The 22,883-nt window shown below is 69.3% G+C and carries 27 protein-coding genes and 2 pseudogenes; 11 read left to right on the top strand and 18 right to left on the bottom strand.

Going from position 1 to position 22,883, the window contains the following annotated elements; genetic code table 11:
* Window positions 1–5: 5 nt before the first annotated feature.
* Together ABFX50_RS33290 and ABFX50_RS51465 are read right to left on the bottom strand one after the other, a co-directional pair.
* Window positions 6–1,160 (bottom strand): FG-GAP and VCBS repeat-containing protein, encoded by a 1,155-nt coding sequence (locus ABFX50_RS33290; protein WP_346152013.1) that lies wholly within the window; start codon window positions 1,158–1,160, stop codon window positions 6–8.
* A gap of 135 nt (window positions 1,161–1,295) precedes the next feature.
* Window positions 1,296–1,352 (bottom strand): annotated as a pseudogene (locus ABFX50_RS51465) (hypothetical protein); the annotation flags it as partial.
* 255 nt (window positions 1,353–1,607) lie between these two features.
* On the opposite strand from ABFX50_RS51465, the gene ABFX50_RS33285 reads away from it, so the two are divergent.
* Window positions 1,608–2,330: a helix-turn-helix domain-containing protein gene (locus ABFX50_RS33285; protein WP_346152012.1), complete on the top strand. Its 723-nt coding sequence runs from the start codon at window positions 1,608–1,610 to the stop codon at window positions 2,328–2,330.
* 19 nt (window positions 2,331–2,349) lie between these two features.
* Here ABFX50_RS33285 and ABFX50_RS33280 read toward each other — a convergent pair.
* Both ABFX50_RS33280 and ABFX50_RS33275 read right to left on the bottom strand, forming a co-directional pair.
* Window positions 2,350–2,801 (bottom strand): annotated as a pseudogene (locus ABFX50_RS33280) (IS5 family transposase); the annotation flags it as partial.
* 93 nt (window positions 2,802–2,894) lie between these two features.
* Window positions 2,895–3,719: a DUF6461 domain-containing protein gene (locus ABFX50_RS33275; RefSeq protein WP_346152010.1), complete on the bottom strand. Its 825-nt coding sequence runs from the start codon at window positions 3,717–3,719 to the stop codon at window positions 2,895–2,897.
* 195 nt (window positions 3,720–3,914) lie between these two features.
* Between ABFX50_RS33275 and ABFX50_RS33270 the strand changes: the two genes are divergently transcribed.
* From ABFX50_RS33270 to ABFX50_RS33260, 3 genes are all read left to right on the top strand, one after another.
* Window positions 3,915–4,970: a flavin-containing monooxygenase gene (locus ABFX50_RS33270; protein WP_346152008.1), complete on the top strand. Its 1,056-nt coding sequence runs from the start codon at window positions 3,915–3,917 to the stop codon at window positions 4,968–4,970.
* A gap of 110 nt (window positions 4,971–5,080) precedes the next feature.
* A complete protein-coding gene (locus tag ABFX50_RS33265; RefSeq protein ID WP_346152007.1) occupies window positions 5,081–5,479 on the top strand; it encodes a hypothetical protein in 399 nt (132 codons plus the stop codon).
* Window positions 5,479–5,778 (top strand): alpha/beta fold hydrolase, encoded by a 300-nt coding sequence (locus ABFX50_RS33260; protein ID WP_346152005.1) that lies wholly within the window; start codon window positions 5,479–5,481, stop codon window positions 5,776–5,778. The genes ABFX50_RS33265 and ABFX50_RS33260 overlap by 1 nt, the downstream gene beginning before the upstream one ends.
* 145 nt (window positions 5,779–5,923) lie before the next feature.
* Here the strand turns inward: ABFX50_RS33260 and ABFX50_RS33255 are convergent, their stop codons facing one another.
* Complete coding sequence (locus ABFX50_RS33255; RefSeq protein ID WP_346152003.1) at window positions 5,924–6,787, bottom strand: LysR family transcriptional regulator; 864 nt, start codon at window positions 6,785–6,787, stop codon at window positions 5,924–5,926.
* 93 nt (window positions 6,788–6,880) lie between these two features.
* Between ABFX50_RS33255 and ABFX50_RS33250 the strand changes: the two genes are divergently transcribed.
* Window positions 6,881–7,618 carry an SDR family oxidoreductase gene (locus ABFX50_RS33250; RefSeq protein WP_183660934.1) on the top strand — a complete coding sequence of 246 codons (738 nt, stop codon included), beginning with the start codon at window positions 6,881–6,883 and terminating at the stop codon, window positions 7,616–7,618.
* 261 nt (window positions 7,619–7,879) lie between these two features.
* On the opposite strand, the gene ABFX50_RS33245 is transcribed toward ABFX50_RS33250, so the two are convergent.
* Both ABFX50_RS33245 and ABFX50_RS33240 read right to left on the bottom strand, forming a co-directional pair.
* Window positions 7,880–8,557, bottom strand: a complete 678-nt coding sequence (locus ABFX50_RS33245; protein ID WP_346152001.1) for an enoyl-CoA hydratase-related protein — start codon at window positions 8,555–8,557, stop codon at window positions 7,880–7,882.
* 6 nt (window positions 8,558–8,563) lie between these two features.
* Entirely contained in the window at window positions 8,564–9,244 is a 681-nt protein-coding gene (locus ABFX50_RS33240) for a TetR/AcrR family transcriptional regulator (RefSeq protein WP_346151999.1), read from the bottom strand.
* 256 nt (window positions 9,245–9,500) lie between these two features.
* Here ABFX50_RS33240 and ABFX50_RS33235 point away from each other — a divergent pair, with 256 nt between their 5' ends.
* Window positions 9,501–10,061, top strand: coding sequence for a GrpB family protein (locus ABFX50_RS33235; protein ID WP_346151997.1), 561 nt, complete (start codon window positions 9,501–9,503; stop codon window positions 10,059–10,061).
* Window positions 10,062–10,237: 176 nt separating this feature from the next.
* Here ABFX50_RS33235 and fxlM read toward each other — a convergent pair whose 3' ends face one another.
* The 4 genes from fxlM to ABFX50_RS33215 form a co-directional block, all read right to left on the bottom strand.
* Entirely contained in the window at window positions 10,238–11,398 is a 1,161-nt protein-coding gene (gene fxlM, locus ABFX50_RS33230; protein ID WP_346151995.1) for a methyltransferase, FxLD system, read from the bottom strand.
* Window positions 11,399–11,951: 553 nt separating this feature from the next.
* Entirely contained in the window at window positions 11,952–12,845 is an 894-nt protein-coding gene (locus ABFX50_RS33225; protein ID WP_346151993.1) for an NAD(P)H-binding protein, read from the bottom strand.
* Between the two features lie 509 nt (window positions 12,846–13,354).
* The gene (locus tag ABFX50_RS33220; RefSeq protein ID WP_346151991.1) at window positions 13,355–13,735 is read right to left on the bottom strand and encodes a hypothetical protein; all 381 of its coding nucleotides are present in this window, start codon (window positions 13,733–13,735) and stop codon (window positions 13,355–13,357) included.
* 219 nt (window positions 13,736–13,954) lie between these two features.
* Window positions 13,955–14,347, bottom strand: a complete 393-nt coding sequence (locus tag ABFX50_RS33215) for an STAS domain-containing protein (RefSeq protein WP_346151989.1) — start codon at window positions 14,345–14,347, stop codon at window positions 13,955–13,957.
* A gap of 163 nt (window positions 14,348–14,510) precedes the next feature.
* On the opposite strand from ABFX50_RS33215, the gene ABFX50_RS33210 reads away from it, so the two are divergent.
* Window positions 14,511–14,855 (top strand): helix-turn-helix transcriptional regulator, encoded by a 345-nt coding sequence (locus ABFX50_RS33210; RefSeq protein ID WP_346151988.1) that lies wholly within the window; start codon window positions 14,511–14,513, stop codon window positions 14,853–14,855.
* Window positions 14,856–14,907: 52 nt separating this feature from the next.
* On the top strand, window positions 14,908–15,441 hold the full coding sequence (locus ABFX50_RS33205) for a GNAT family N-acetyltransferase (RefSeq protein WP_346151986.1): 534 nt from the start codon (window positions 14,908–14,910) through the stop codon (window positions 15,439–15,441).
* A gap of 445 nt (window positions 15,442–15,886) precedes the next feature.
* Here ABFX50_RS33205 and ABFX50_RS33200 read toward each other — a convergent pair whose 3' ends face one another.
* Window positions 15,887–16,198, bottom strand: a complete 312-nt coding sequence (locus ABFX50_RS33200; protein WP_346151984.1) for an STAS domain-containing protein — start codon at window positions 16,196–16,198, stop codon at window positions 15,887–15,889.
* Window positions 16,199–16,474: 276 nt separating this feature from the next.
* Here ABFX50_RS33200 and ABFX50_RS33195 point away from each other — a divergent pair, with 276 nt between their 5' ends.
* Window positions 16,475–16,891, top strand: coding sequence for a CBS domain-containing protein (locus ABFX50_RS33195; RefSeq protein ID WP_183660924.1), 417 nt, complete (start codon window positions 16,475–16,477; stop codon window positions 16,889–16,891).
* Here the strand turns inward: ABFX50_RS33195 and ABFX50_RS33190 are convergent.
* The 6 genes from ABFX50_RS33190 to ABFX50_RS33165 form a co-directional block, all read right to left on the bottom strand.
* Window positions 16,885–17,082 (bottom strand): hypothetical protein, encoded by a 198-nt coding sequence (locus ABFX50_RS33190; protein ID WP_346151981.1) that lies wholly within the window; start codon window positions 17,080–17,082, stop codon window positions 16,885–16,887. The two genes, ABFX50_RS33195 and ABFX50_RS33190, sit on opposite strands and share 7 nt — an antisense overlap.
* A complete protein-coding gene (locus ABFX50_RS33185; protein WP_346151979.1) occupies window positions 17,079–17,396 on the bottom strand; it encodes an MFS transporter in 318 nt (105 codons plus the stop codon). The genes ABFX50_RS33190 and ABFX50_RS33185 overlap by 4 nt, the downstream gene beginning before the upstream one ends.
* Window positions 17,397–17,800: 404 nt before the next feature.
* The gene (locus ABFX50_RS33180; RefSeq protein ID WP_346151977.1) at window positions 17,801–18,631 is read right to left on the bottom strand and encodes a recombinase family protein; all 831 of its coding nucleotides are present in this window, start codon (window positions 18,629–18,631) and stop codon (window positions 17,801–17,803) included.
* Between the two features lie 130 nt (window positions 18,632–18,761).
* Window positions 18,762–19,889, bottom strand: a complete 1,128-nt coding sequence (locus ABFX50_RS33175) for a winged helix DNA-binding domain-containing protein (RefSeq protein ID WP_346151976.1) — start codon at window positions 19,887–19,889, stop codon at window positions 18,762–18,764.
* A gap of 4 nt (window positions 19,890–19,893) precedes the next feature.
* Entirely contained in the window at window positions 19,894–20,463 is a 570-nt protein-coding gene (locus ABFX50_RS33170) for an ArsR/SmtB family transcription factor (protein ID WP_346151975.1), read from the bottom strand.
* A gap of 483 nt (window positions 20,464–20,946) precedes the next feature.
* Window positions 20,947–21,597 carry a winged helix-turn-helix transcriptional regulator gene (locus tag ABFX50_RS33165; RefSeq protein WP_346151973.1) on the bottom strand — a complete coding sequence of 217 codons (651 nt, stop codon included), beginning with the start codon at window positions 21,595–21,597 and terminating at the stop codon, window positions 20,947–20,949.
* Window positions 21,598–21,676: 79 nt separating this feature from the next.
* Here ABFX50_RS33165 and ABFX50_RS33160 point away from each other — a divergent pair, with 79 nt between their 5' ends.
* Window positions 21,677–22,201 (top strand): pyridoxamine 5'-phosphate oxidase family protein, encoded by a 525-nt coding sequence (locus tag ABFX50_RS33160; protein WP_346151970.1) that lies wholly within the window; start codon window positions 21,677–21,679, stop codon window positions 22,199–22,201.
* A gap of 26 nt (window positions 22,202–22,227) precedes the next feature.
* Entirely contained in the window at window positions 22,228–22,803 is a 576-nt protein-coding gene (locus ABFX50_RS33155) for a dihydrofolate reductase family protein (RefSeq protein WP_346151969.1), read from the top strand.
* The last annotated feature ends 80 nt before the right edge of the window (window positions 22,804–22,883 follow it).

Below are 22,883 nucleotides of genomic sequence, written 5' to 3'. Positions count from 1 at the left end.
GGTTCTCAAGACGTCATGACCATGCCGAACGTGATGTAGCCCGGTGCGAGGCCGATCTGGCGGGGGTGGACCACCTGGGCGGCGGTGGTCGAGACGCCGGTGGCCGAGCCGCGCAGGACGGCCAGCATGCCGGCTTTGCTGTTCTTGTCGGGGACGCCGATGATGACCTCGCCCTTGCCGTCACCGGTGATGTCGATGATCCTGATCTCCTCGCCGAAGCGGTCACCGGCCTCGGACTGCTCACCGATCGGGTCGGGGAGCGCGGCCGCGGCTGGGGTGGGGTTCGGCGCCGAGACGGGGCCGATGCCGTCCTGGGTGATGAGCTGGGCGTTCGCGAGCACCGGGCCGCGGGTGGGGCCTGCGGAACCCGGGATCAGCACGATCGCGCCCGCTCTGTGCTGGCCGGAAACGGTGGCATCGGGAGCGCCGATGGCGATCTCGGCAGCGCCGTCACCGTTGACGTCGCCCACCGCCAGGCCGCGGCCGACCAGGGGGTCGGGGTCGAACCAGTCGAGGTCGTGTGCGGAGAAACCGGGATGGCTGGCAGGACCGGAGGCCGAGCCGTACCAGACCTGCAGGGAGCGGGTGCTCGGGGTGGTCATGACCACGTCGAGATGGCCGTTGCCGTCGACGTCGCCCATCGCCACCCGGGAGTCGAGTCGCGGGCAGCCCAGGAAGTCCCTGGTGTCCGGCTTGCAGAGGGCGTCCCAGCCCCAGGCCTTGTCGCTGATGCTCAGGGGTTGTTGCCTGGTGTTGTCGATGAGCCACAGGTAGGCGGATTCCTTGCCGTTGTAGCGCCTGCTGGCGATGACCGACATCTCCAGCTTGCCGTCGCCGTCGACGTCCCCGGTGGCGGCCGACTTGACCGAGACATCGCTGTCCGGGAAGCCGAACCCCCGGGTGATCGTCGATACGTCCCTGTTGTACCAGCCGCCGACAACGGACTGATAGTTGCCGTTACCCCATGCGCCGACGATGTCGCCTCCCGGCTGGTCGTCGAACTGACCCAGCGTCAACCCCACGGGGTTGAGGGTGGGATTATTGCCGTGGTACTCGATCTCGGTGACTCCCTGGGGCATCCAGGATTGGACCCGCGTGCCGTCATCGTCGGCGAAGAGCAGGTCGGTCCTGCCGTCGGCGTCGAGGTCACCCGCAGCCACCTGCCGACCCCACGCGTAGCAGCGGCGCCCGTTCGGGGCCGTACAGCCGACCGGTGGCCTGCGGATCCAGTGGCCGTCGAACCCGTCCGGGCCGCCGTACAGAACCGTGACCAGACCCCTGTTCCAGCTCCCGTCCTCGCCGGCGTAGTTCGGGCTGCCGAGGGCTAGGTCGTTGTAGCCGTCGCCGTTGAAGTCGGTGTTCTTCGGGGTGGGCGTGGCTGCCTGCGCCTGGCCCCCGGGAGGGCCAGCGCCGCCGCCAGGGCGAGCAACACCGCCGACCGCGTGATTTTCTTGGCATGCATGGCACGTACTGTGCGCGCGGCCGCTTGTGGATCACTTGGAGGTGGACGGCTTGCATGCTCAGCCGACCTTTCTGCGGGCGCGTGCGCGGCGTTACCCCCATCCGTTTCTCCCTGGTCTTCTCCTGAGCTTCCGAAGGAGGCGCTGATGCCGCTGCCCACGCCCCGGTGGCGAGGCTGGGTGACGATCAAGCCGGGCCGGCTGTACTACGGCGGCCATATCGGCGCGGGCAGCCTGCACTCCCACCACGCCGTGCAACTCCTGATCGGGGACGATCTCATCCTGGCCGGCGCCGACGGCGCCGAGCACGCCATGACAGCAGCGCTCATTCCGGCCAACACCCCGCACGCGATCGTCCGCGGCTCGGCCGACGCGCTGCTCGCCCTGATCGACCCGGCGGCCCATGCCGGGCCGGCGCTCGATCGGACGCGAACCGGCTCGGCCGCCGCCTGGCACATCGACCTGGACGTGCCCGCCCAGCGTGACCTGCCCTCGCTGCACGCGCTGGTCACCGCCATGACCGGGGCGGCACCACCACGGCCAGGTCATCCTGCGCTGACCGAAGCAGCGCAGATCATCGAAAGAATGCTGCCCGCCCAGGTGCGGCTCGGCGACGTCGCGACCGGCGTGCACCTGTCGCAGAGCAGGCTGTCCCACCTGTTCACCGGCGAGTTCGGCCTGCCGTTTCGGCCGTATGTGCTTTGGGCGCGCCTGCGCGCGGCCCTGGCGGCGCTGTCGGAGGGCGCCTCGCTGACCGAGGCCGCGCACACGGCCGGATTCGCCGACGCCGCCCACCTGACCCGCACCGTGCGCCGCATGATGGGCGACGCCCCCTCAGCCCTGGCCGACGGCGTGCGGTGGCTGTCTTAGAGACAGTCTCATCGGCATATCGGCGGTAGCAAAGGAGCGCAGCTGCGAGACCAACAAAGGACGCGACATGGTCGGCTCGGCGCTCGTACGGCGGTGTAGCCGGCGGCAGCCGTTAACCATGCCATCGTGCGCTCGACGGCCCATCGGTGCCTGCCCATCCGCTGGCTGGACTCCACACCGCGGCGGGCGATGCGCGACGTAATGCCACGCCCATGCAGGAAGCGGCGCACGTGGGGGTAGTCATAGCCCTTGTCGCCGTGCACCTTATTCGGACGAAGTCGGCGCCGTCCACGTCGGGACCGTACCGTCGGGATACCCTCACCAGAGGCTCAACGGCGAGACTGTCATGGGTGTTGGCTGCTGAAATCGCCACCCACAGCGGCAGACCGGCCCGTTCGGTGATGATATGGATCTTCGACCAGCCGCGGTCGACAGGATTCGGACCTGTCAGCTCCTCCCTTTGCCCGCCCGCAACGAGCGACCATCATCACGACACGCTCAGCGGCCACAGACGGTGGCAGGCAAACGGGAGCACCTAGGGAGGAGGGCGCGGCAGGTGGATGCTCAGCCCGAGAACGGGGAGCTGACGCGGCCTCCAGGGAGTGGCCCATTGAGGTGGGCAGGAGTGAAAATGACACCACTGATCCAGGAGGCTAGGGCCAGAGCGGCGGGCAGAGGATTGTCGATCTGATCGTCGGCTGCCGGATCGATGCCGAGCTTACGCAAGTGCTCGTCGAGATGGCCAGGGACGACACCCTCGCGAATGCCGGGAAACTCCGGGTTGAAGGAAGTGATGACCTGTCCGTCGGCGGCATAGGACAAGCGGTGGTTGGCGTTGTCCTGCCGGCTGACCGCGATGGCCTGCCCACCGTCCCGCGACAGCTCTCGGAGTGCCTGGTGGGCCCGCCCCTGCCAGCCGAACTTCTCCACCGCGACGTTCCACTCTCCGAGACTGACCACCCTGACGAGGTCACCACGGCCGTCGGTCGCCAGGATACGCTCGTCCACGTCCTCGTCGGTGAGCATCCCGATGTCTTGCGGCTTGACCCGGAACCGGCGCAGGATCTCACGCTCGTCCGGGTGTTGGACGAAGGTGAGCGTGTAGCTGGGGCCCAGGGTCCGCAGGTCGTCCTGCCAGGCGTAGTCGTCGGGGCTTGCGCGTCCGTCACCTGGCTTCCGGACGGTGGCACGGACCAGCTCGATACGGTCGGCTGCCGCGAGGGCGTCGGGATTGGCCGTGAAGAAGGCATCGATGATCTGGGAGGCGATACGGCCCCGCTCGTTGACGCCCAGTCCCTGAGCCCGCCCCCATTCACGGATACGCCGGCTCAACTCCCCGGTGAAGACGATGTGCGACACGCGTTGCGGGGAGACGTCACGGTCCGGCATGGAAGAGAACCTATCGGTCGGCGAGCACTGCCGGCACAGCCCTCAATTGCAGAAGGCGAGGGTCTCAACTGGTACAGACCGCCTCGACAGCACAGCGCGATCGCTCATTCGTCCGCCGCCGCCTCGCCAGATGAGGCGTCCTCTTAGCAGGTTCGTTCAAGCCCCGCCGCCGCTCCAGTAGGCAGGCTTGGTCTCGTGATTATCGTGATCGGCGCCGGTCAGGCCGGGCTCGCGGCAGGCCGCGCGCTGCGCCTGGCCGGACATGACGTGCTTCTGCTGGACGCCCACCCCCGGCTCGGTGAGTCCTGGCGACGCCGCTGGGACTCTCTGCGCCTGTTCACCCCCGCCCGCCTGAGCGCGCTGCCCGGCATGTCCTTCCCCGGCCCGGAGAACCGCTACCCGGGCAAGGACGAGGTGGCCGACTACCTGCAGGCGTACGCGACCCGCTTCGAATTGCCCGTCCACCTCGCCACCAGGGTGACCGGGCTGCGTCTGACCCCGGACGAAGGCTTCGAGGCGATCACCAGCCACGGCACCTTCACCGGCGACGGCGTCGTGGTCGCCACCGGCCCGTTCCAGCAGCCTCATATCCCCGACCTGCCGATCCCGCCCGAGATCGTCTCGCTGCACAGCGCCGCCTACCGTAACCCCGAACACCTGCCCGACGGGCCCGTGCTGGTCGTCGGCGGAGGCAACTCCGGCGTGCAGATCGCCGCCGAACTGGCCGCCACCCGCCCGGTGACCCTCGCCCTCGGCAAACGGCGACCCGTGCTGCCCCAGCGCATCGGCGGCACCGACGTCTTCACCTGGCTTCAGGCTCTCGGCCTGGTCCGCGCACCGGTCACCGGCCGGCTCGGCCGCCTTGTCCGCAACCGCGACCCCCTCATCGGCCTGGGACCCCGCGACCTGCGCCGCCTGGGCGTCCGCGTCGTCGACCGCATCACCGCAGCCGACGGCAGGCGGCTTCGCAGCGACACCGGAGAAACCATCGCCCCGTCGGCCGTGATCTGGGCGACCGGCTACCGTCCCGACTACCGCTGGATGCACATCCCCGGCGCGCTGGTCGGCGGGCTCCCTCTCCACACCGGCGGCATCAGCCCGATACCTGGCCTGACGTACCTCGGCCTGCCCTTCCAGCGCAACCGCGGGTCCGCCCTGCTCGGCTGGGTTGGCGAGGACGCCGCAACGGTCGCCGCCACCTTTGCGGCTCAACCGCAGGCCACCAGGACCGCGACGAGCCGCCACCGCTGACCCTTCGCTGGCGCACCCGCCGGCCCTGCGTGCGGCGGACGCGCCCGCGGCGGACATCGCCGCTGCGCTGGGTGATGGGGAGGGCGTGGAAGTCGCGCGGGGTGGGGTTCGTGGCGGTGCAGCGCCGCCGGCCGCCGCTGGAGTGGGAGGTGCAGGCCCAGGTAGTGCCTTCCGCGCAGCCGGTCGCTGGCTGGGAAACGATCGCCGTGCGAGTGTCGTTGATCACCTCAGGTGGTGCTGTCCTGACGGTGAGGGAGAAGGACGTGGCGGTCGCGGAGGTCGAAGGGGTGGCAGCCGGGTACGAGCTGCACGGCCCTGTCGATGGTGAGCCGGTGCTGCTGCTGGGCGGCACCAGCATGCCGCGCGGGGTGTGGACGATGATGCAGCTGCCCGCCCTGGTAGAGGCGGGCTACCAGGTGGCGGCCGTGGACCCGCGCGCACCGGGGAGTCCTCGGCGCCGCTGGGCGGGTACGCGATCGCCGACCTGGCCGCCGACGCGACCGGGGTGATGGCGCATCTGGGCTGGGCGCAGGCTCGGAGCACGCCGGGCGATCGCGGCCAGTACCTGGCTTGCATCGAGTGGATGCTGGATGTCGATCACGCCGCCCGCTGGCCGCGCATCGGCGTCCCGGCGCTGGTGCTGGCACTGGAGCATGACCTGCCGTTCCCGCCGCGCGGGGGACGCCTGGCGGCGGCGGTGATGCCACAGGGCCGCTTCGCTGAGATCGCCGGCCATGCGCATGGTGGTGCGATTGCGGCCGGCGACCAGATTGGCGCGGCGGTGCTGGAGTTCTTCGCCGAGCACTGACCCCATCGCTCAGAATTGGCGCCCGTGGGATCGGTGGCCACGCCCGGGTGGCGGGGATGTTCTCAGTCGGCGGCATCGGCGATCACCGGGCGGGAGTTCGTCTCGCGTCCGGCCTTGCGCTTGAGTCAGGCGGGTCAGGAGAGCGTCAGAGCTGTGTCGCCGTGCGGATCAGCCCGGCGAGGGCGAGGGAGCGGCTGTGCGCGGGCCAGGCGATGTGGGTGACGACGGGGGGTGCGTCGGTCAAGGGGACGGCGGTGTGCTCGGCCCATAGCCAGGCGCGGGCGGAGTCGGGGAAGACGGCTACAGTGCGTCCGAGGGCGATCAGCTGGGCCAGCTGCGTCTGGTCGTGGATCTCGGGGCCTGGGCCGGGTGGATACGTGCCGTGGCGGGACCAGCGGGCGAGCGGAAGATCGGGGATGTCGCTGACGTCGGCCAGGGACAGAGTCTTGTGCGCGGCGAGGGGGTGCCCGGCGGGCAGGATCGCGATCTGCCCCTCGGTCATCAGTTCCTCGCTGTCGAACCCGGCGAGGGAGTTGAACGGCGCGTGCATGAGCGCCACATCAGCGCGGCCATCGCGCAGCATTTCTTCCTGCTCGCACGTGCCGCTCGGTAGCACCTCGACCTCGGCGGCGTCAGGCTCGGCCGCGTAGGCGTCGAGGAGCTTCTGCAGCAGTTCGTGAAAGGCGGCGGCCTTCACCGCCAGCACCAGGCGGTGGCGGGGTTCACCTGGTCTGTCGGCGCCACCGGCGCGACGGGTGCGGCGAGCGGCGGCGGTGATCGCGTCGAGGGCTGCGCGGCCCTCCTGCAGCAGTACCTCTCCGGCACCGGTCAGGGAGACACCACGGCGGTTACGTTCCAGCAGGGAGACGCCGAGGCGCCGCTCGAGCTGCTGGATCGCCCGGGACAGCGGTGGCTGGGCCATGCCGAGGCGCTCGGCGGCGCGGCCGAAGTGCAGTTCCTCGGCGACGGCCATGAAGTACCTCAACTCGCGGGTCTCCAAGGTGTCCACGGCCACACCATCCTCCACTGATACCTGCCAGGTATGACAGAGCACTGTATCGGTGTTGGAGGCGCCGCTCGGCCGCGAGCGAAGATCGACGGCATGAGCGAAACGAAGATCGCGCTGGTGACCGGCGCGAACAAGGGAATCGGGTACGAGATCGCCGCCGGGCTGGGCGCCCTCGGGTACCGGGTGGGCGTGGGAGCCCGCGACGAGGCCCGGCGCGAGAGCGCCGTTGAGAAGCTGCGCGCCGCCGGGGTGGACGCATTCGGGGTGCCGCTGGAGGTGACCAGCGACCAGAGCGTCACCGATGCCGCGGACCTGATCGAACGGCAGGCCGGGCGCCTGGACGTCCTGGTGAACAACGCCGGTATCTCAGGAGAGACGGGGCCTGGGTGGGCTCAGGACCCGACCACGCTCGACCTCGACATGGTCCGCACGGTCGTGGAGACCAACGTCATCGGTGTCATCCGGGTGACCAACGCGATGCTGCCGCTGCTGCGGCGCTCGGCGTCGCCCCGCATCGTCAACGTCTCCAGTGCCGTCGCCTCCCTGACCCGGCAGGCGGACCCGGACATCGAGATCGGCCCCATCATGGCGGCCTACTCGCCGTCGAAGTCGTTCCTCAACGCCGTCACCGTGCAGTACGCCCGGCAGTTCGCCGGTACGAACATCCTGATCAACGCCGCCTGCCCAGGCCTGGTCGCGACCGACTTCACCGGCTTCCACGGACCCCGCACCCCTGAGCAGGGCGCAGCCACGGCGATCCGGCTCGCCGCGCTGCCCGACGGCGGCCCGACCGGTTCGTTCTTCGAGGACGACGGCGTCATCCCCTGGTGACCCCGAACCTGTCGTGATCATGCGGTAAGCCCTGCCCGCCGAAGCGGCCGCGTCTACGGGCTGCTGTCGCCGCGGGTATGACCGCCGGTGAGATGGGCCTCGCCCCAGGGCGCCGTGCTCCGAGAGCGTGCTGCAGCGGCTGGCGGTAGGCGCCGCCCAGATGGTCGCCCTGCCCGCCGCCATAGAACATCGGCATTCCCTTCGTTCGGCATGGTGCCATCGAGGCAGGCCCGCCCTGTGGTCAGCAGCCGGCCCGATGCGTCAGGCGGTCGCTGGCGCAGGCTGGGTGTCGCGCAGTGCGGCCAGGGCGGAGGCGAACATGGTGGTCTTGATCGCGGCCAGGGTGGTGCGGTCCTTGCCGGCCAGGGGCCGGACCCGGGCGTCGGCGGTGGCGATGAGCTGGTCGAGCTCGGCGACGTCGTCGACCAGGCCCAGGTCTCGGGCTTCGGGGGCGCTGAACCGGTGGCCGGTGGTCATGGAGGCGATGGCGGCGGCCGGGGTGAGCTTGCCCTGGATGAGGGCGGCCATGCCGGGGGTGAAGGGGATGTTGATGTCGACTTCAGGCAGGCAGAAGTACCCGCGATCGGCGCGCATGAACCGGTAGTCGTGGGCCAGGGCGAGCATGGTCCCGGCTCCGAAGGCGTGACCGTTCACGGCGGCGACCGTGGGGACGGGCAGGGATAGCACCCGGGCCAGAAGATCCTGGACCCGCTCAACGTAGGGCAGCAGTTCATCGGGGTGGGCTCCGAGCCAGTCCAGGTCCAAGCCGTTGGAGAAGAACTTGCCGTGGGCGGTGGTGACGAGCGCGGCCGGGCCCGGGTGATCGACCACGGCGTCCAGGTGGCCGTGGACGGCAGTGATCCACTCAGGAGAGAACCGGTTCTCGTCCCCGCCGAGATCCAGGATGAAGACGGGGCCGTCGTTGCGCAGTTCAGGCATGATCGATCAATCCTTCGTTGTCGGGATGGAGGACCTCCGGCAGGGATGGCCGGGCGGCGGGATGGTCAGGACGGCACGGACTGCGGCTTCCAGCCGCTGCCGACTGTCGGGGTCGATGGGCGTAGCCGCGGATATGGACTCATCGGCAGCGGGGGCGATGAGGGAACGCCGGAACGCCGCGGTGGGCAGGTCGACCACGCACAACGTGATGACGGCGACCGCGGCCGCATCTGCGCGGTCCCACATGCCGCGGGCCAGCTGCGAGAGCAGGGCCAGCAGTCGCCGGTCGAGCGCGAACAGGTCGGCGGCCAGCTGGTCGGGCAGATCAGGCCCCAGAAGCTGCTCACGGCGCACGCCCATCAGCATCCGGGCCGCCGCTGGACGGCGCAGCGCGAAAACGGCAGGCGCGTCGGCCGCCGCGACCACCGCCGTGGCCGGCTGCCCCCCGGTGTTCAAAGCCTGCTCAACCAGCGTGGACTGTAGGTCGAGGAAATCGTTCGCCGCACGCAGCCAGACCCGCCCCAACAGCGTGGGCAAAGACCCGAACGAGTGATAGATCGCCCCATTCGACATCCCCGTAGCCGCCGCCAGGCCCCGGATGGTGACGCCATCAGGCCCCGAGCCGGCCACCAGCCGCTCCGCGGTGTCCAGGATCAGTTCGGGGTCGTGAATACGAGGCCGCGCCATACCCCAGACCATAACAGAGCGCGTGCTCTGTTATGGTCTGTTCGGGGTTCGTGATGGGCGTGCTCCATGGTGCGCCCAGCCAGTGGTGGAAGGCGCCGATGAGCCGCATGCCGGGCATGACTGCGGCGCGATGGCGCCGTCGTCCTGGTAGAACCCCATGCTGTCGAAGCGGAGCGCGAGGTCGACGCCCGCATCAGGACCGTTGCCGGATCCCGCTTCGTCACTGATCTTCTCTGCGCGAAGGTGGCCTGACACCGTGGACAATCAGGACATGGGGGATCTAATCGAGATCATGGACTATGACCCGGTTTGGCAGACGGAGTTCGCCGCGATCGGGACAGCGTTGCGTGGGGCGCTCGGTGACGGCGCACTGCGGGTCGATCACATCGGCTCGACGTCGGTACCCGGCCTGGCCGCCAAGTCGGTCATCGACATCCAGATCTCGGTACGCTCGCTGGAGCCGCTGGATGCCTACAGGGCTCCGCTGGAGCGGCTCGGCCTGGTGTATCGGGCGGACAACCCCGAACTGACCAAACGATACTTCCGCGAGGCGCCAGGCGGCCGCCGCACCCACATTCACGTGCGCGAGCTCGGCAGCTTCTCCCAGCAGTTGCCCCTACTGTTCCGCGACTACCTGCGCGCCCACCCCGCCACCGCGGCCGAGTTCGCGCGGGCGAAGCGACGATGTGCGCGAAAGTTCCGCGATGACAGGCAACAGTATGTCTATGCCAAGGAGCCCTTCGTCTGGGACATCGTGCGGCGCGCCGACACGTGGGCTCAGAGCGTCGGCTGGCGGCCGGGTCCGAGCGACGCCTGACCCGGCCGACAACAAAATCTGAACGAATCCACCCAGAAACGCCCGCATGAACATGACGGGCGGAACCTTTGTGAGGGTGGAGTCCTCCCGTTTCTCCCTGCTGACCGGCTCGACCGGAGGGAAGCGCGGTGGTCTCTACGGCCAGGACACAACAACGGCTCCGTGCCTCTTGATGATCAACCCGCTGGACGGTGCCGGGACGGCTGCGGATTTCGGGAGGTAGCGGATGGTCGCGGCGCCGCGACGGCGGTGCTCGCGCGCCCAGCGCCGCAGCGACTCCACGTAGCGGTCGGCGATCTGCTCGTCCGAAGGCGCGTGCGCGATGACACCGGTCTCGTATCCGCCCGTCTCCTCGTTCTCCCGGCTCGTCCTGTAGCGAAGCTGCTGCCGCTGATCAGAACGGGTGCCCCGCGGCCCGTTGAGCCGGCGAGTAGTTTCTGGTCGATGCGCTCCTGATCGGCGAGCAGCGTGGCCATGTGCGGGTCGCTGGTGAGAAGGAACAGCTCCAGCTCGTCCGGCAGATCGAAGGCCGCTCCGGACCAGCGCTCGATGCCCGGAGAATGCAGCGCCTGCCGCAACGCCGCCACGTCGACCTGCTGGGTGTGGTCGTCGAGGCGCACCGACACCCCGTCGTCGATCGCGACCAGCCGCTCGGTGTGGGAGCCAGCGCCCTGAAACGGCACGAAGCCGCACAGGCCGTAGCTGCGGCTGATCAGACCGCCCTCGCCGTCGCGGTCGAACGCGATCGTGCGGGTCACCCCTTTCAGTCGCAGCGGGACGACGATGCGGCCGTCCGGACGGAGCTGCTCCAGCCACGCGGGCGGGATGTCCCACGCCCCAGCCGTGACGATGATCCGGTCGTACGGGGCGTTCGCGGGCACGCCTTCCTCGGCGTCGGCCAGGACCACGTCGACGTGGTCGTAGCCTGTCGAGCGCAGGCATGAGCCGGCACGCTCGACGATCTCCGGATCGATGTCCACGGTGGTGACGCGACCCTGCTCACCGACGATCTCGGCCAGCAGAGCGGCGTTGTAGCCGCCAGACCCGATCTCCAGCGCCCGCATGCCGGCTTCGATGTCGGCCTGCTCCAGCATCACGACCTGAATGTGGGCGGCCGACATGGAGCTCAGGGCCTTGCCGTTGACGTCGCGTTTGATCACCAGAGGGTTGTCGGCGGCGTAGGCGTCCTCCAGTGGCGCACCCGGCGCGAACAGATGCCGAGGCACGGTGGCGACGGCCGCTGCCACCGACTCCGACCGAATGGCTCCCAGATCGTGCAGCTCGCTCACCATGGTTGCCCGGAGCTTGGCGGCAGCCTGGGAGTCGTCGGTGGTCACGGGTGATTCCCTCTCATTCGGTGATGGCTCGTTGGTCGCGGTCAGGTTGGCTGCTGACAGGCGCTCTTGCGCGCTTGACGGCAGGGCTTGTGGTGGTCGCCGGGTGGAGCCTGGCACGTCCGCTGTCTGGTCTGTGGCGTCGCGTCCACCTCGGCCGGATATCTGTCCCGCACTGCTCCCGCGTCGCCGCCGGATCCTGCTCCTCGAACCGCGCCTGCTCCCCGATCGCCCCCGACTGCTCGACGAGGATGAGCGCCTCCGGCCCTTCAGCCAGTCTGGCTCGCGTGGCCGTCCTCGATCAATGGCCGTGGCGGCGACGCCGACCTCGTGGGTGGGCTGGGTGACCGCCTGCGCGACGACCTCGTAAACCGTCCGGGGCCCGGGGGACAGGTACAGCCGCTCCCCGCCCGTCGGACGGTCCACGCCGCCTTCATGCGACCTCGCGGGGAAGGGTCGCGGTGGGGCGGCGGGTCAGGGCCCCGACGTGGCGTCGGCCTTTAACAGCTCCGCGACCAGCGGGCCTACGACTCCGGTTGCCCCGGGGCCAGAATCGTCATGCCACCTCCATGAAGTCCGCCGCGTGGTCGCGGGCCCACCGGGTGAACGCGCGCGGCGGGCGGCCGGTGAGCTCCTCGTACGTGCCGGTCGGCGGCAGCGCGCCGGGCCCGTCGAGCGCATCGGCCAGCAGCTCGATCAGCCAGTCGGCGACGTCCGGTGGGCAGCCGTCCGCGAGCCACTGAGCGCGGGCCTGCGCCGGGGTCAGCTCCTCGAAGCGGACGTCCGCCCCGATGGCGGCGCCGATCGCCGCCGCCTGCTCGGCCTGGGTGACCTTGGCGGGGCCCGTGATCGTGTACGCCGCGCCGAGGTGGTCGTCCGTCAGCAGCGCGGCCACTGCTACCTCGGCGACGTCCGCCTCGTGGACCAGAGGGTAACCGGACCGGCCGTACGGCTCGCGTACCGTGCGCTCGGTGCGGATCCGCTCCGCCCAGCCGAGGGCATTGGCGGCGAGCAGGCCGGGACGCACGTGGGTCCACTCCTTGCCGGTGGCCTCGACCATCAGCTCCAGCCCGCGATGGGCCGCCCGCTCCTCCTCCAGGTGCCGCCCCAGCGCGCTCGGGTCGTCGGACGGGGCGAATCCGGCCGCCGCGGCCGAGTGGACCACGAACCTGCGTACGCCGGCCGCCGAGGCCCGCTCGACGAAGCCGAGGTCGGCCGATTCGGGCACGTGGTAGGCGAACGGGAACAGGTAGACCCGCTCGACCCCGTCCAGCACATCCGGCCAGGTCTCCGGCCGCTCGAAATCGCCGCGGACCAGCTCCACCCCATCGGGGAGGTGGGCCGCCCGCGGGTCGCGCACCATGGCGCGTACCCGCTGGCCGGCTCCCACCAGCCCGTCCACCACGCGACGGCCGATGTTGCCGGTCGCGCCCGTCACTAGAATCGTCACGTTGCTCCTCTGACTTGCCGGATGGGCAATGGGCCGCCGCCGCGGTCCGTGGCCTTGGCTTCGCGACGGCGGCCTCTGACCCGGGGGATGCTAGGCCGGGTTCGGTGGACTCGCATATGGACCGGTCCAAGCGGGCGCCCTGTGTGATGCACGGCGCGCCGGAGCGCGGTGTCCTGAGAGCCTCTCGGCCGCTGTCCGAAAACGATGGGGGCCGGTCTGCAGGCGGCTCGTCGTCCCGCTCGCCGGTGGGCGGGGGAGGAGCTTCCGGTGCCGTGACGTGAGCACGAGAGAGCACCTGCACAATCCGGTTGATCGTTGATGGTGGCGACGCGATCCCTCCGCTCCCGTCAAGAAGCCGGATCTCAGGCCTCGTCGGGGTGGGCTCCCGGCCAGTGGCCGGCCGGCAACCCGGTCGAGCAGCAGGGAGGTGCAACGTGGCCTGGCCGTACTACGGGTGGGGCGGCGCGGCTCAGCTGAGCGCTCCTGGGAAGGGGAGGGGACGGCGACCGTCAGGGGTGTTCGCGGTGGAAGGATTGCCTGCGCCACAGCCAGGAGGCCAGCAGGGCGATCGCCGCGCCGGCCAGGCCGGACAGCGCCATCGCCAGCAGCGAGGGCCCGCTACGCGCGGCGTTCGCGTTGAGTGCCGCGCAGGCCCGGTCGAAGGTCGCCGGATGCTTGGCGCGCCAGGTCTGCAGGCTGACCGGGGTGCCATCTTCCAGCAGTATGCCCTGCGCTGAGGCGACCGAGGGCTCGAACACCCTGATCGCGGAGATCATCTCGGCCTGGCGCTGGGAAGCGAAGCAGTACACCGTGTCGGCGTCGCTGGGACCGGAGCAGCCGGTCAGGGCGACGAGCGTCGAGAGCGTCACGACCCATCGGGGAACGGCCACCGGGCGCCCTACCCCTGCGAGCGCCCCTCACGCCATCCGCGCCCTGGACCATCGCCGACCACTCTGGCGAGACCGGCTACGTCGTCATGCCGTCACCCCGAACACGAATGACCTTCTCAAACGCCCAGGAAGAGGGACACACGCCCGCTTAGGCGTGCTCAGACGTGGGCGGCGACGTTCGTCTTCCCGCGCCGCGAGGGCGGTGAGTCATGACGCGGGTCAGTCGAAGGGGGGAAGGCTCAGCAGGCTCATCAGCCTGGCCATCTGTCGTGGTGTGTTGCGGACATGGAGCGTGTGATCGGCGGTGAAGGCGGTCAGCGCCTTGATGGCGGAGATGTCGGCGAAGGTGACGGCGCCGAGGTCGAGGATGAGCCGCTCGTCGATGCGGCGGGCCTGGGTCAGGATGGACAGCATGGCCCGGCTGTTGGTGGCGTCGATCTCGCCGGCGAGCCAGATCACCGACGAGGCCGGCGTCACGGTGCAGGTGATGCGCAGCATCCGATCGACGTACAGCAGTTGCTCGGGTCGGGCTCGCTCGGGCGCGAGCTGCTCAGGGGCGTTTCCGTCGGCGAACTTGGGCAACTCCTCCAGCGGGCCGTCGCCGCGCGACATCACGGCACCTGATCTGAGCGGCATCATGTTCCTTTGATCGACAACGGCTCGCTGGTCCATGCGAGCCGCGACGTCACTCCAATTCCGTAAAAAGATTACCGGAAAAACTTTTCGCCTTACAAGCTTCGTGCGTCAGGATCGCCTTCGATATACTCGCCAGACGATGGACAACGCTGCCGATCGACGCTCCGCTTGGACGTTCCTGACCAACCACGCCCGCGTGCTGTTGGCGGTCGCGGCGGATCCCCACGTGCGCATGCGCGACATGGCGGCCAAGATCGGCATCACCGAGCGAGCGGCTCAGGGCATCGTGGCCGATCTGGTGGAGGCCGGCTACCTGGAGCGCATCCGGGTCGGGCGTCGCAACCACTACCAGATCAGACCTGATCAGCACTTCCGCCATCCGGCTGAGGCCGACATGCCGGTCCAGGTGCTGATCGACATGTTCACCCACCGCGACCTGCCGTCCGGCGCGCTCCGGAAGGAATCCGAGCCCGTTCTGACCTGATCGCTCCAAGCACACGTGGGCGTGTATCGGACGTGGTGCGATCATTCATGCCATGACAGCTGATGGGGATGGCAAGGAGGTCGTCTTCCAGCGCGTTGGCGTCGACCGTATGGGCGAGGTGCTGAGCGTGCTCGATGAGGCGGCGCAATGGCTCAACACATGTGGAATCAGCCAGTGGCCTGCGCATTTCGAGGCCGCATGGGTTGAGGAAGCCATTTTGCGCGGCGAGACGTGGCTGGTGACAACGGGGGACAAGGTCGCCGGGACGGTCACCATGGACTGGTCGGATCCCCTGTGGACGGATGCCGACGCGGCGGGATACGTGCACCGCATGGCCGTGCGCCGATGGGCGTCGGGGCTCGGGGTCTGCATTCTCGACTGGGCAGCCAACGCCGCACAGCAGCGGGCCGCCAAGTACCTGCGGCTGGACTGCGTGAAGTCCAATGATCGGCTGCGTGCCTACTACGAGGCGCGCGGCTTCGAGCACCGCGGAGACGTACCGGTGGGTGGGGCTCCTGGTCAGCGGTTGGAGGACGGCCTGGTCACCTGGGTGAGCCGCTATGAGCTTGCCTTGCCACGGGCGTGACCTGCCCGTCATAGCCACTCGTTGCTTGCCGCGACAAGGCCGACCACCGCGCGAGCCACACTTCGTGCGGTTGCCGACCGGTGGGTCTTGTCTGGAATCGTGCAGCGACTCCCACGCCGGCGCAGGTAGGTGTCCGGGGAGTATCAGACCGGATTTCGGCGCCAGATACGGTGACGACGGCTGTTTGCCCTTGTTGAGCGCCGCGCGACCGCCCCCGGCGCTCGTACGCGACCGCGGCAACGACGTGCGCTGACCCGGCGTGGCGTCATCCGCGCCTACCACGCCGAAATCGACCCGGCGACGCTCAACCGTGGAGTCCAGGCCATGGCCGACGTGCAGGTGCGGCCGCTTCGCGCAGGCATCGGAGTCTGTTGAAACTCCCGCTGAGCGCCAGCCGGTCAGCACTCCCGAACATGTCCCCAGCCCGCCAAACGGCGGCACAGAGTCAGGTGGTCGCGGCGGGCGCGATGTCGAAGGCCGCCTCGAGGCGGGTGAGCCTCAGCACGCGGTGCAGCTGGCCCTGGACGTGGGTCAGGCGCAGCGCTGCGCCGTTCTGGTCGGCGGCGTGCTGGACCTGGAGCAGGCCTTGAAGGCCGCTGGAGTCGCAGAAGGTCAGCGCAGCGACGTCGACCTCCAACGTCGCGGGCTGGGCGGCCAATGCGGCGTCGACGGCTCGGCGCAGGACGGGTAGCGCGGTGATGTCGAGTTCGCCGACCAGGTGCATCACCGGCCGGTCGGGATGGCGGAGAAGGTCCACGTGTAAAACGGTCATGGAGGCCTCGCCCAACGACGGGGGTGGGTGTCGCCAGCGCACAAGCCGCGCGACTGGCACGGTGCCGTGGTCTCACTGTACGCCGCCCCTCATGCCACACCCCAGACGCAAGGTGCGCAAGAAACTGCAGCGGCTTTTGGCCTGCGGTGACAGAGGCTGGCGGCCCTTTTCCGCCGTAACCTCGGTGGCAGGCCCGCGGGGGCCACATGCGGTGGCGGTCATCGGGTAGGGCATCGGGAAACACCACTTCAGGGGGATGACATGGCCAAGACCGTAGCCGACGTGATGACCGCCGATCCGCAAACCATCGAGGCCGCACAGCCCGTCTCCGCGGCGGCCCGCCTCATGCTCGATCACGACACCGGCGCCGTGATCGTGACCGAGGACGGCCGCGTCAGCGGCATCATCACCGACCGCGACATCGCCATCAGGGTCGTGGCGGCCGACAAAGGCCCCGACACCCCGGTGGCGGACGCCTACAGCGGCGACCTCACCAGTGTGGGGCCGGATACGAGCATCGCGCAGCTGGTGCAGCTGATGCGCTCGGCCGCCATCCGCCGGGTGCCGGTGGTGCAAGACGAACGGGCCGTCGGCATCGTGAGCATCGGAGACTTGGCGATCGAACGCGATTCCGACTCCGCCCTGGCCGACATCTCGGCCGCCGAGGGCAATCAGTAGATCACCGGGAAGACGACCGTGTGACAAACGTTCACGACGAGCGGCCCCACCGGGCCGCCGCCCTCGCCACCGCCGCTCAGGCCATCGAGCGTCAAGCCGCCGCCCAGACCGTCACCGTCGTCGCCGACAGCATCGCCTTCACCGGCCGGGACAAGGCTTCCAGCGCTCTCCGCACAGGGCAGCGCCTTCATCCGCCGGCCTTCGCGACCTTCGGTTCCGGGGCTGCCGGAGTCGCTGCCTCGCCTGGGCGGCGGCCAGGCGCGAACATTGCGATGATCATGCCGACGAGGGCCATCGCACCGCCCAGGAACAGCGCCGCCCGAAACCCGTCGATGGCCGCCGCCGGCGTGGCGTAGCCGCGGTTCGCCGCGAACATCGCGCCGAGGAAGGCAACGCCGAAGACACCTCCGAGCTCCCGCATGGCGTTGTTGGCACCGGAGGCGACACCCATGTCCTCCATGGGCGCCGAGCTGAGAGCCACATTGATCGTGCTCGGCAGGCTCACGGCGATTCCGATGCCACCGAATGCCAGCGGCGCCAGCAGGACGAGGTACCCCGGTGTCCGCGCCGGCCACCGCACCGAGCCAGGCCAGGCCTGCCGCCATGAGAAGCAGACCGCCCACGATGAACGGGCGGGCGGTCGGAGAAGCGGCCCGCGATCGGGGCGACCACCAGCACCATCGCGGTCAGCATCAGGCCGAACCCGAGACGGGTCGCCCCCGTCTTGTTCCCCACCCGTTCCCAGTCGCCGTCCAGCAGCGTCCACGCCGCGATCAGCTCTTCCGGCCCCCACTCCCGACGCACCCGAATCCGCCCTCCGCCCGACTGTCTCCGACAGGAACACGATCAAGCAGAAGCGCCACGCAGCCAGCAGCATGGCGGCTGGGGACATCTTCGGGAGCGGAGGGCCTAGTCGCGGTCGCGGCGGGCGGCCGCGCGGACGCACGCCTTGTTGACCTGGTCGTGTTCGGTCTCTGTGAGGTCGTCCATGATGGCGCGGTAGGCGGCCGGACGCCGCTCCTGCAGTGCGGTGGCCATGGCGTAGGTGGCGGCGTCGCACGCTTCGTCCTCTGCCTTCGAGGGTATGGGCGCGGGCTGCTTCGTTGTCGCCGCGGCGGGCCGGTCTTCCTCCTCCAGGGCCCGGTACAGGGTGGAGCGGCCGACACCGAGGTGCTTGGCGATGGCGGTGATGGACTCACCGCGGGCCTGGCGGGCGCGGGCGGCGGCCAGCTTGTCCGCATCGAGTGCGGGGGGCCGGCCTCCGGTGCGGCCGTGGGCGCGGGCGGCGGCCAGGCCGTCCAGGGTGCGCTCGCTGATCAGGTCGCGTGCCATCTCGGCGGCCATGGCGGCGACCATGAACAGCATCTTGTCGGCGATGGTTTGCCCGTTGGGCCGGTGCAGGCCGGCGCAGATGCCGGACAGGATCTGAAGGTTGATGCCTCGCGGGGCGAGCTCGTCTTCGAGGAAGACCAGCAGCTCCTTCATGCTGCGGGCGATGCGGTCGGGTTTGTAGATGACCAGGGTGTCGCCGGGGTGCATCCGCTCGATGGTGGCGCGCAGCTTGGGCCGGTCTTTGCGGGTGCTGGCGGTCTCTTCGACGATCTCGCGGCAGTGCGCGCCTTCGAGGGCCTGCATCTGCGACAGGTGGTCTTGGGCGCGGGTGGAGACGCGGGCGTAGCCGATCCGGATCGCGTTGGCCGGGCCGTGCGGTTTCGTCTCGGTGACGGTGGGGGCGTTCACTCCGACCATCGTCCCTAAAACCGTCCCTAAACTCAAGAAGCGAGAGGGTGGTTTCGGGACGACTGTCGGTTTCTGAAGTCGTCTGCACGGATGCGCGAAGTGGCCTGCACGCCCACAGCGTGCAGGCCATCTACCGGAGGATCCGTACCTCCGCACCGGGTAGATCGGACCACCAGCGGTCATGGCGGCGGTAAACCCCCGGCTCGCGGTCGGCCAACAGCGCCGCCAGCGCCTGCGCCTCGGCGGCCAGCTCGTCCCACACCTGGCCGGGCAACGGATGGAACGCGGTGGCCTCGATCCCATCCTCGGTCGGCCGCCACACGCCGGCGACATAACCGTCGACCAGGAGCGTCGGCAGGACATCGCCGTTGGCCCGGGTGACGAGCCTGCGATAGTCCGGCGGGATGACCCGGCTGCGGTCGGCGTGGGCGAGCAGGACGTTGTCCCACATGGGCAGCAGCCGTGCCGGGGCGGGCGTGTCCTCGACCGGGCGAGGCGCGCCTGGCAGGTCGAACAACTCCGAGCCGTCCGGTCCGGTCAGCCGCTGGAGTGTGCCTGCTAGGGCGTCAATCGCGGCGCGGGCGCGCTTGCGAGTCACCAGCGCGAATTGCGCCACGTCGACAGCCGATGCCGGGCCGAACCCCTCCAGATAGCGCAGGACCAGCCTCTGCAGGGCTTGGTCGGCCTCCGCTCCGAGCGTCGGCGGGATTCCGGCGGCGACGTAGGCCGGGCGGGCGCCGAACGACCACGGCGCTCCCGTGGCCGCGTGCAGGAGCGGGGCGTAGGTCCGGAGCGCCCACCACACGCCCTTCGGTGGAACGCCGAGCCGCTCTTCGATCCATGACTGGATCTCGTCCGCGAACCGGGGCTGATCCGCGAAGGCCAGCAGGTCGCCGACCAGTGCGTCAGCGTCGGCCGGGGTGATGCCACTGCGCGTGAAGCGCGGGTCGCCGAGCCGGGCGCCGCGCAGCGAGGGCTGCATCGCCTCATGGAGGTGGGGGTGGTCGTCGGCGTGAACGGCGTGCAGCGTGATCCGCAACAGCGTGGCCTTGACGATCTTGCGGTCGGCGAAGGCCGCGTCCAGGTCGGCCGGGTCGAACGCGGTGATCCGGTTCCATAGGGCCAGGTACGGCGAAGCTGCATGTTGCGCCTGCAGGGCGACCACCCGGCGCACCGCCTCGGCGACATCGAGGGCCTCCCGCCCCAGAAGCAACTGGCGCGCGAGGGTGGACCGGTTGAGTTCGCGCATGGTGAGCATGCCGTCATTCCTCCTCAGCCGGCAGGGTCGGATAGTCCGTCATGGGATACAGGCCGACGGCGAATCCGTAGGTCGTCTCACCGGAGCGAGGCATCAGGTCGAACTCCTGCACGAGGTCCTTGATCCGGTGCCAGAACTCGGTGGCCTGATCCGGCGAGATGCGGGCATGCCGGATGAACGCGTACAGCTGGTGAGCCTGATAGGCCGCGGCGGATTCCTTGGCAGCGACCTCGAAGTCGTTGAAGTCCAGCGGCAGCGGGCCGCCGCCCGGAGCCTGGCCGACGCCGACGTAGAACATCCGGGCCGTACGGCCGTAGTAGCGCTCGTCGATCGCCCGTACGCGCCGGGTCCGTACCACGTACAGCAGCCCGGCCTCGGCCAGAACGTTGACGTGGTGCGCGACCGTGCTCTTGGGTCGTTTGACCGCGGTGGCCAGCTCGGTCACGGTCGCGGCCCGCTCGTGCAGGAGGCCGAGAATCGTGGTCCGCAGCGGATCGCCGATGGCCCGGATCTGCTCCGGAGTGGTGAGGACGATCGTGTCGGTGAGCTCGTAGTCGGGCATGTTGTTTGACATATCCAGATTAATCTACCGTCTTCGACTGTTCGGGATATCTGGTTCATAGCCTCCGGATCGCGTTGCCGGGCTGTGCGCCGTGGTGGCGGTGACGGTGGGGGCGTTCATTCGCCCATCGTCCCGAAAAGGATCCCGAAACCTAAGAAGCGAAGGGGAAATTTCGGGACGACTTTCGGGACAGTCGTTCCTGGGAAAACGCGCTTCCCGATCGTCCACGTCGGCACGTCCCGTAAACGACGGGCGCAGGTGCTGCGCTGGTTGGTGGACGCCCTGGGGGAGGAAGGCTCCCGTTACCTGGCACAAGACGCCGGAGACCGCGCCCTCGACGTGCGGCAGCGAGCCGAAGCCTTGGACGCGAACTGTGGCGATCCCTGGCCCGCACCGCCCACGACCACCCCGAGATCCCTCTAGTGACCGGCTGAGCCCAGAACCCCACACCGACCGTTTCCCGGCAACGCGGGCTTCCCGCCTGGTGGGGGGCAGCTAGAACGAGGCCAAGAGAAGGTCTGTGAGGCCCTGTTTGGCGTGTTCGTCGCCGCCGAGGTGCAGCGAGCCCGAGTCCAGTGCCGCCGCCAGGGTGATCTGGTGGTCGCAGATGGCGCGGAGGGTGTCGAGGTCGGTGGTGAGGGTGGCGTGGGGTGTCGTGGGTGCGCTGTCGCGGCTGATGTGGAGCGAGTCGTCGGTGACCTCGATGAAGTAGGTGTCGGCGTCGATGTGCAGTTCGTAGACGCCATGGAGATGCGCGGCCTGGGCCGGGTCGAAGCCTGCCTTGATGCTGAGCAGGAGCGAGTCGATGCCGAGAAGGCCGTCGGGGGCGGTCGCGGTTTGGCTGCCCCAGCGGCCGAGGTAGAGGATGAGCGGTTCCAGCGCGCGGCCCCGGTCGGTGAGTTCGTAGAGGCGGACGCGGGTCGGGGGTGGCAGGTCGCGGCGTTGTACGACGCCGTGCTCGGTCAGGTCGCGTAGCCGCTGGGTGAGCACGTTCGGGCTGACGCCCGACAGGCCGGCGTGCAGGTCGTTGAAGCGTTTGGGGCCTAGCAGGAGGTCGCGTATCACCAGCAGGGCCCAGCGTTCGCCAATGACGTCCAGGCCGCGGGCCACCCCGCACGGGTCTCCATAGCTGCGCATGCCGCTCATAAGCTTCAGACTACCGCAGGGGTCCTAAATTAAGAGCAGCGCTTGTTGTTTAGGAGTTGCTTCGCTAGCTTGAGGCCTCATGAGCCTCTCTGACACCCAGGCGGCGGACCCGCCGCAGGGCGACGTGCGACTGCTGGACACCCCCATCGCGCAGCGCCTGCTCAACGACTCGACTCTGGTGGCGCGGCTGGCCTACACCGGTAAGGACGGGACACCGCGGCTGATCCCGGTCAACTTCCTCTGGAACGGCGGCGAGGTCGTCATCGGCGCTTTCGCCGGCACCTACAAGATCCGCGACCTGCGCGCCCGCCGTGACGTGGCGATCTGCATCGACACCGCGGACGTTCCACCACAGGCCCTCATGCTGCGTGGGAAGGTCACCCTCACCGAGGTGGAAGGAGTGCTTCCCGAGTACGCCACGATTCAGCTCGCGGGGATGGGCGAGGAGGCCGGAACCGCCTACCTGACGGCGATCGACCAGCCGGGCCTCCGGATGGTCCGGATCGCACTGCGCCCCACCTGGGTCGGCGTCCTGGACTTCCAGAAGCGCTTTCCGGAGCGGACTCCCGAATCCGTCCTGGCCGCCTTCGGCGCCAACCGATGACCACCCCTGAGCAAGGACGTCTGAGAATGGGCAAGATTGTTGTGACGGCGTTCGTCACCCTCGACGGCGTGATCCAGGCACCCGGCCTCCCGGACGAAGACCGCGACGGCGGCTTCGAGTCCGGCGGCTGGACCCAGCCCTACGCCGACCCGGTGGTGGACCAGCGCACCACCGAATCGGTGCTGGACGCCGACGCGCTGCTGATCGGCAGGCGGACTTATGAACTGTTCGCCAGTTACTGGCCCGGCGCCGATCCAGCAGACCTGCGGACCGTCCAGCTCAACAGCCAGCCCAAGTACGTGGCCTCCCGCACCCTGCGGACCGTCGACTGGAGCAACTCCACCCTGCTGCGCGGAGACGTCACCGAGCAGGTCGCCCAGCTGAAACGGCGGCACGACCACATCAGCATCTGGGGCAGCAGCCAGCTGATCTCCACCCTGCTGCCCGCCGGACTCATCGACGAATTCGTCCTGCTGACCTACCCCACCGTGATCGGTGGCGGCAAGCGGCTGTTCAACGCCGGCACCCCGCTGGACCTGGAACTGACCGACACCACGACGGCACTGACCGGAGTGGTCATCTCCACCTATCGACGGACCTGATCGACGCCGCCTCCCTGGTGCCGCAAGAGGGACCACGTCGCAGTTGCCGGCCGTGCAGACGGCTTCGGAAATCAACACCG

The sequence above is a fragment of the Nonomuraea recticatena genome, from assembly GCF_039533245.1.
Lineage (GTDB): Bacteria > Actinomycetota > Actinomycetes > Streptosporangiales > Streptosporangiaceae > Nonomuraea > Nonomuraea roseola.
This window is presented reverse-complemented; position numbering and strand designations above follow the sequence as displayed.

Bases quoted from the DNA above. Each gene is read 5' to 3' on its own strand.
- ABFX50_RS33160 (WP_346151970.1), top strand. From the start codon at position 21,677: ATGAGCCTCTCTGACACCCAGGCGGCGGACCCGCCGCAGGGCGACGTG.
- ABFX50_RS33205 (WP_346151986.1), top strand. From the start codon at position 14,908: ATGACAGCTGATGGGGATGGCAAGGAGGTCGTCTTCCAGCGCGTTGGC.
- ABFX50_RS33245 (WP_346152001.1), bottom strand. From the start codon at position 8,557: ATGCCTGAACTGCGCAACGACGGCCCCGTCTTCATCCTGGATCTCGGC.
- ABFX50_RS33195 (WP_183660924.1), top strand. From the start codon at position 16,475: ATGGCCAAGACCGTAGCCGACGTGATGACCGCCGATCCGCAAACCATC.
- ABFX50_RS33215 (WP_346151989.1), bottom strand. From the start codon at position 14,347: ATGTCGCGCGGCGACGGCCCGCTGGAGGAGTTGCCCAAGTTCGCCGAC.
- ABFX50_RS33165 (WP_346151973.1), bottom strand. From the start codon at position 21,597: ATGAGCGGCATGCGCAGCTATGGAGACCCGTGCGGGGTGGCCCGCGGC.
- ABFX50_RS33155 (WP_346151969.1), top strand. From the start codon at position 22,228: ATGGGCAAGATTGTTGTGACGGCGTTCGTCACCCTCGACGGCGTGATC.
- ABFX50_RS33275 (WP_346152010.1), bottom strand. From the start codon at position 3,719: ATGCCGGACCGTGACGTCTCCCCGCAACGCGTGTCGCACATCGTCTTC.
- ABFX50_RS33260 (WP_346152005.1), top strand. From the start codon at position 5,479: ATGGCGCATCTGGGCTGGGCGCAGGCTCGGAGCACGCCGGGCGATCGC.
- ABFX50_RS33240 (WP_346151999.1), bottom strand. From the start codon at position 9,244: ATGGCGCGGCCTCGTATTCACGACCCCGAACTGATCCTGGACACCGCG.
- ABFX50_RS33250 (WP_183660934.1), top strand. From the start codon at position 6,881: ATGAGCGAAACGAAGATCGCGCTGGTGACCGGCGCGAACAAGGGAATC.
- ABFX50_RS33175 (WP_346151976.1), bottom strand. From the start codon at position 19,889: ATGCTCACCATGCGCGAACTCAACCGGTCCACCCTCGCGCGCCAGTTG.
- ABFX50_RS33190 (WP_346151981.1), bottom strand. From the start codon at position 17,082: ATGAAGGCGCTGCCCTGTGCGGAGAGCGCTGGAAGCCTTGTCCCGGCC.
- ABFX50_RS33210 (WP_346151988.1), top strand. From the start codon at position 14,511: ATGGACAACGCTGCCGATCGACGCTCCGCTTGGACGTTCCTGACCAAC.
- ABFX50_RS33285 (WP_346152012.1), top strand. From the start codon at position 1,608: ATGCCGCTGCCCACGCCCCGGTGGCGAGGCTGGGTGACGATCAAGCCG.
- ABFX50_RS33170 (WP_346151975.1), bottom strand. From the start codon at position 20,463: ATGTCAAACAACATGCCCGACTACGAGCTCACCGACACGATCGTCCTC.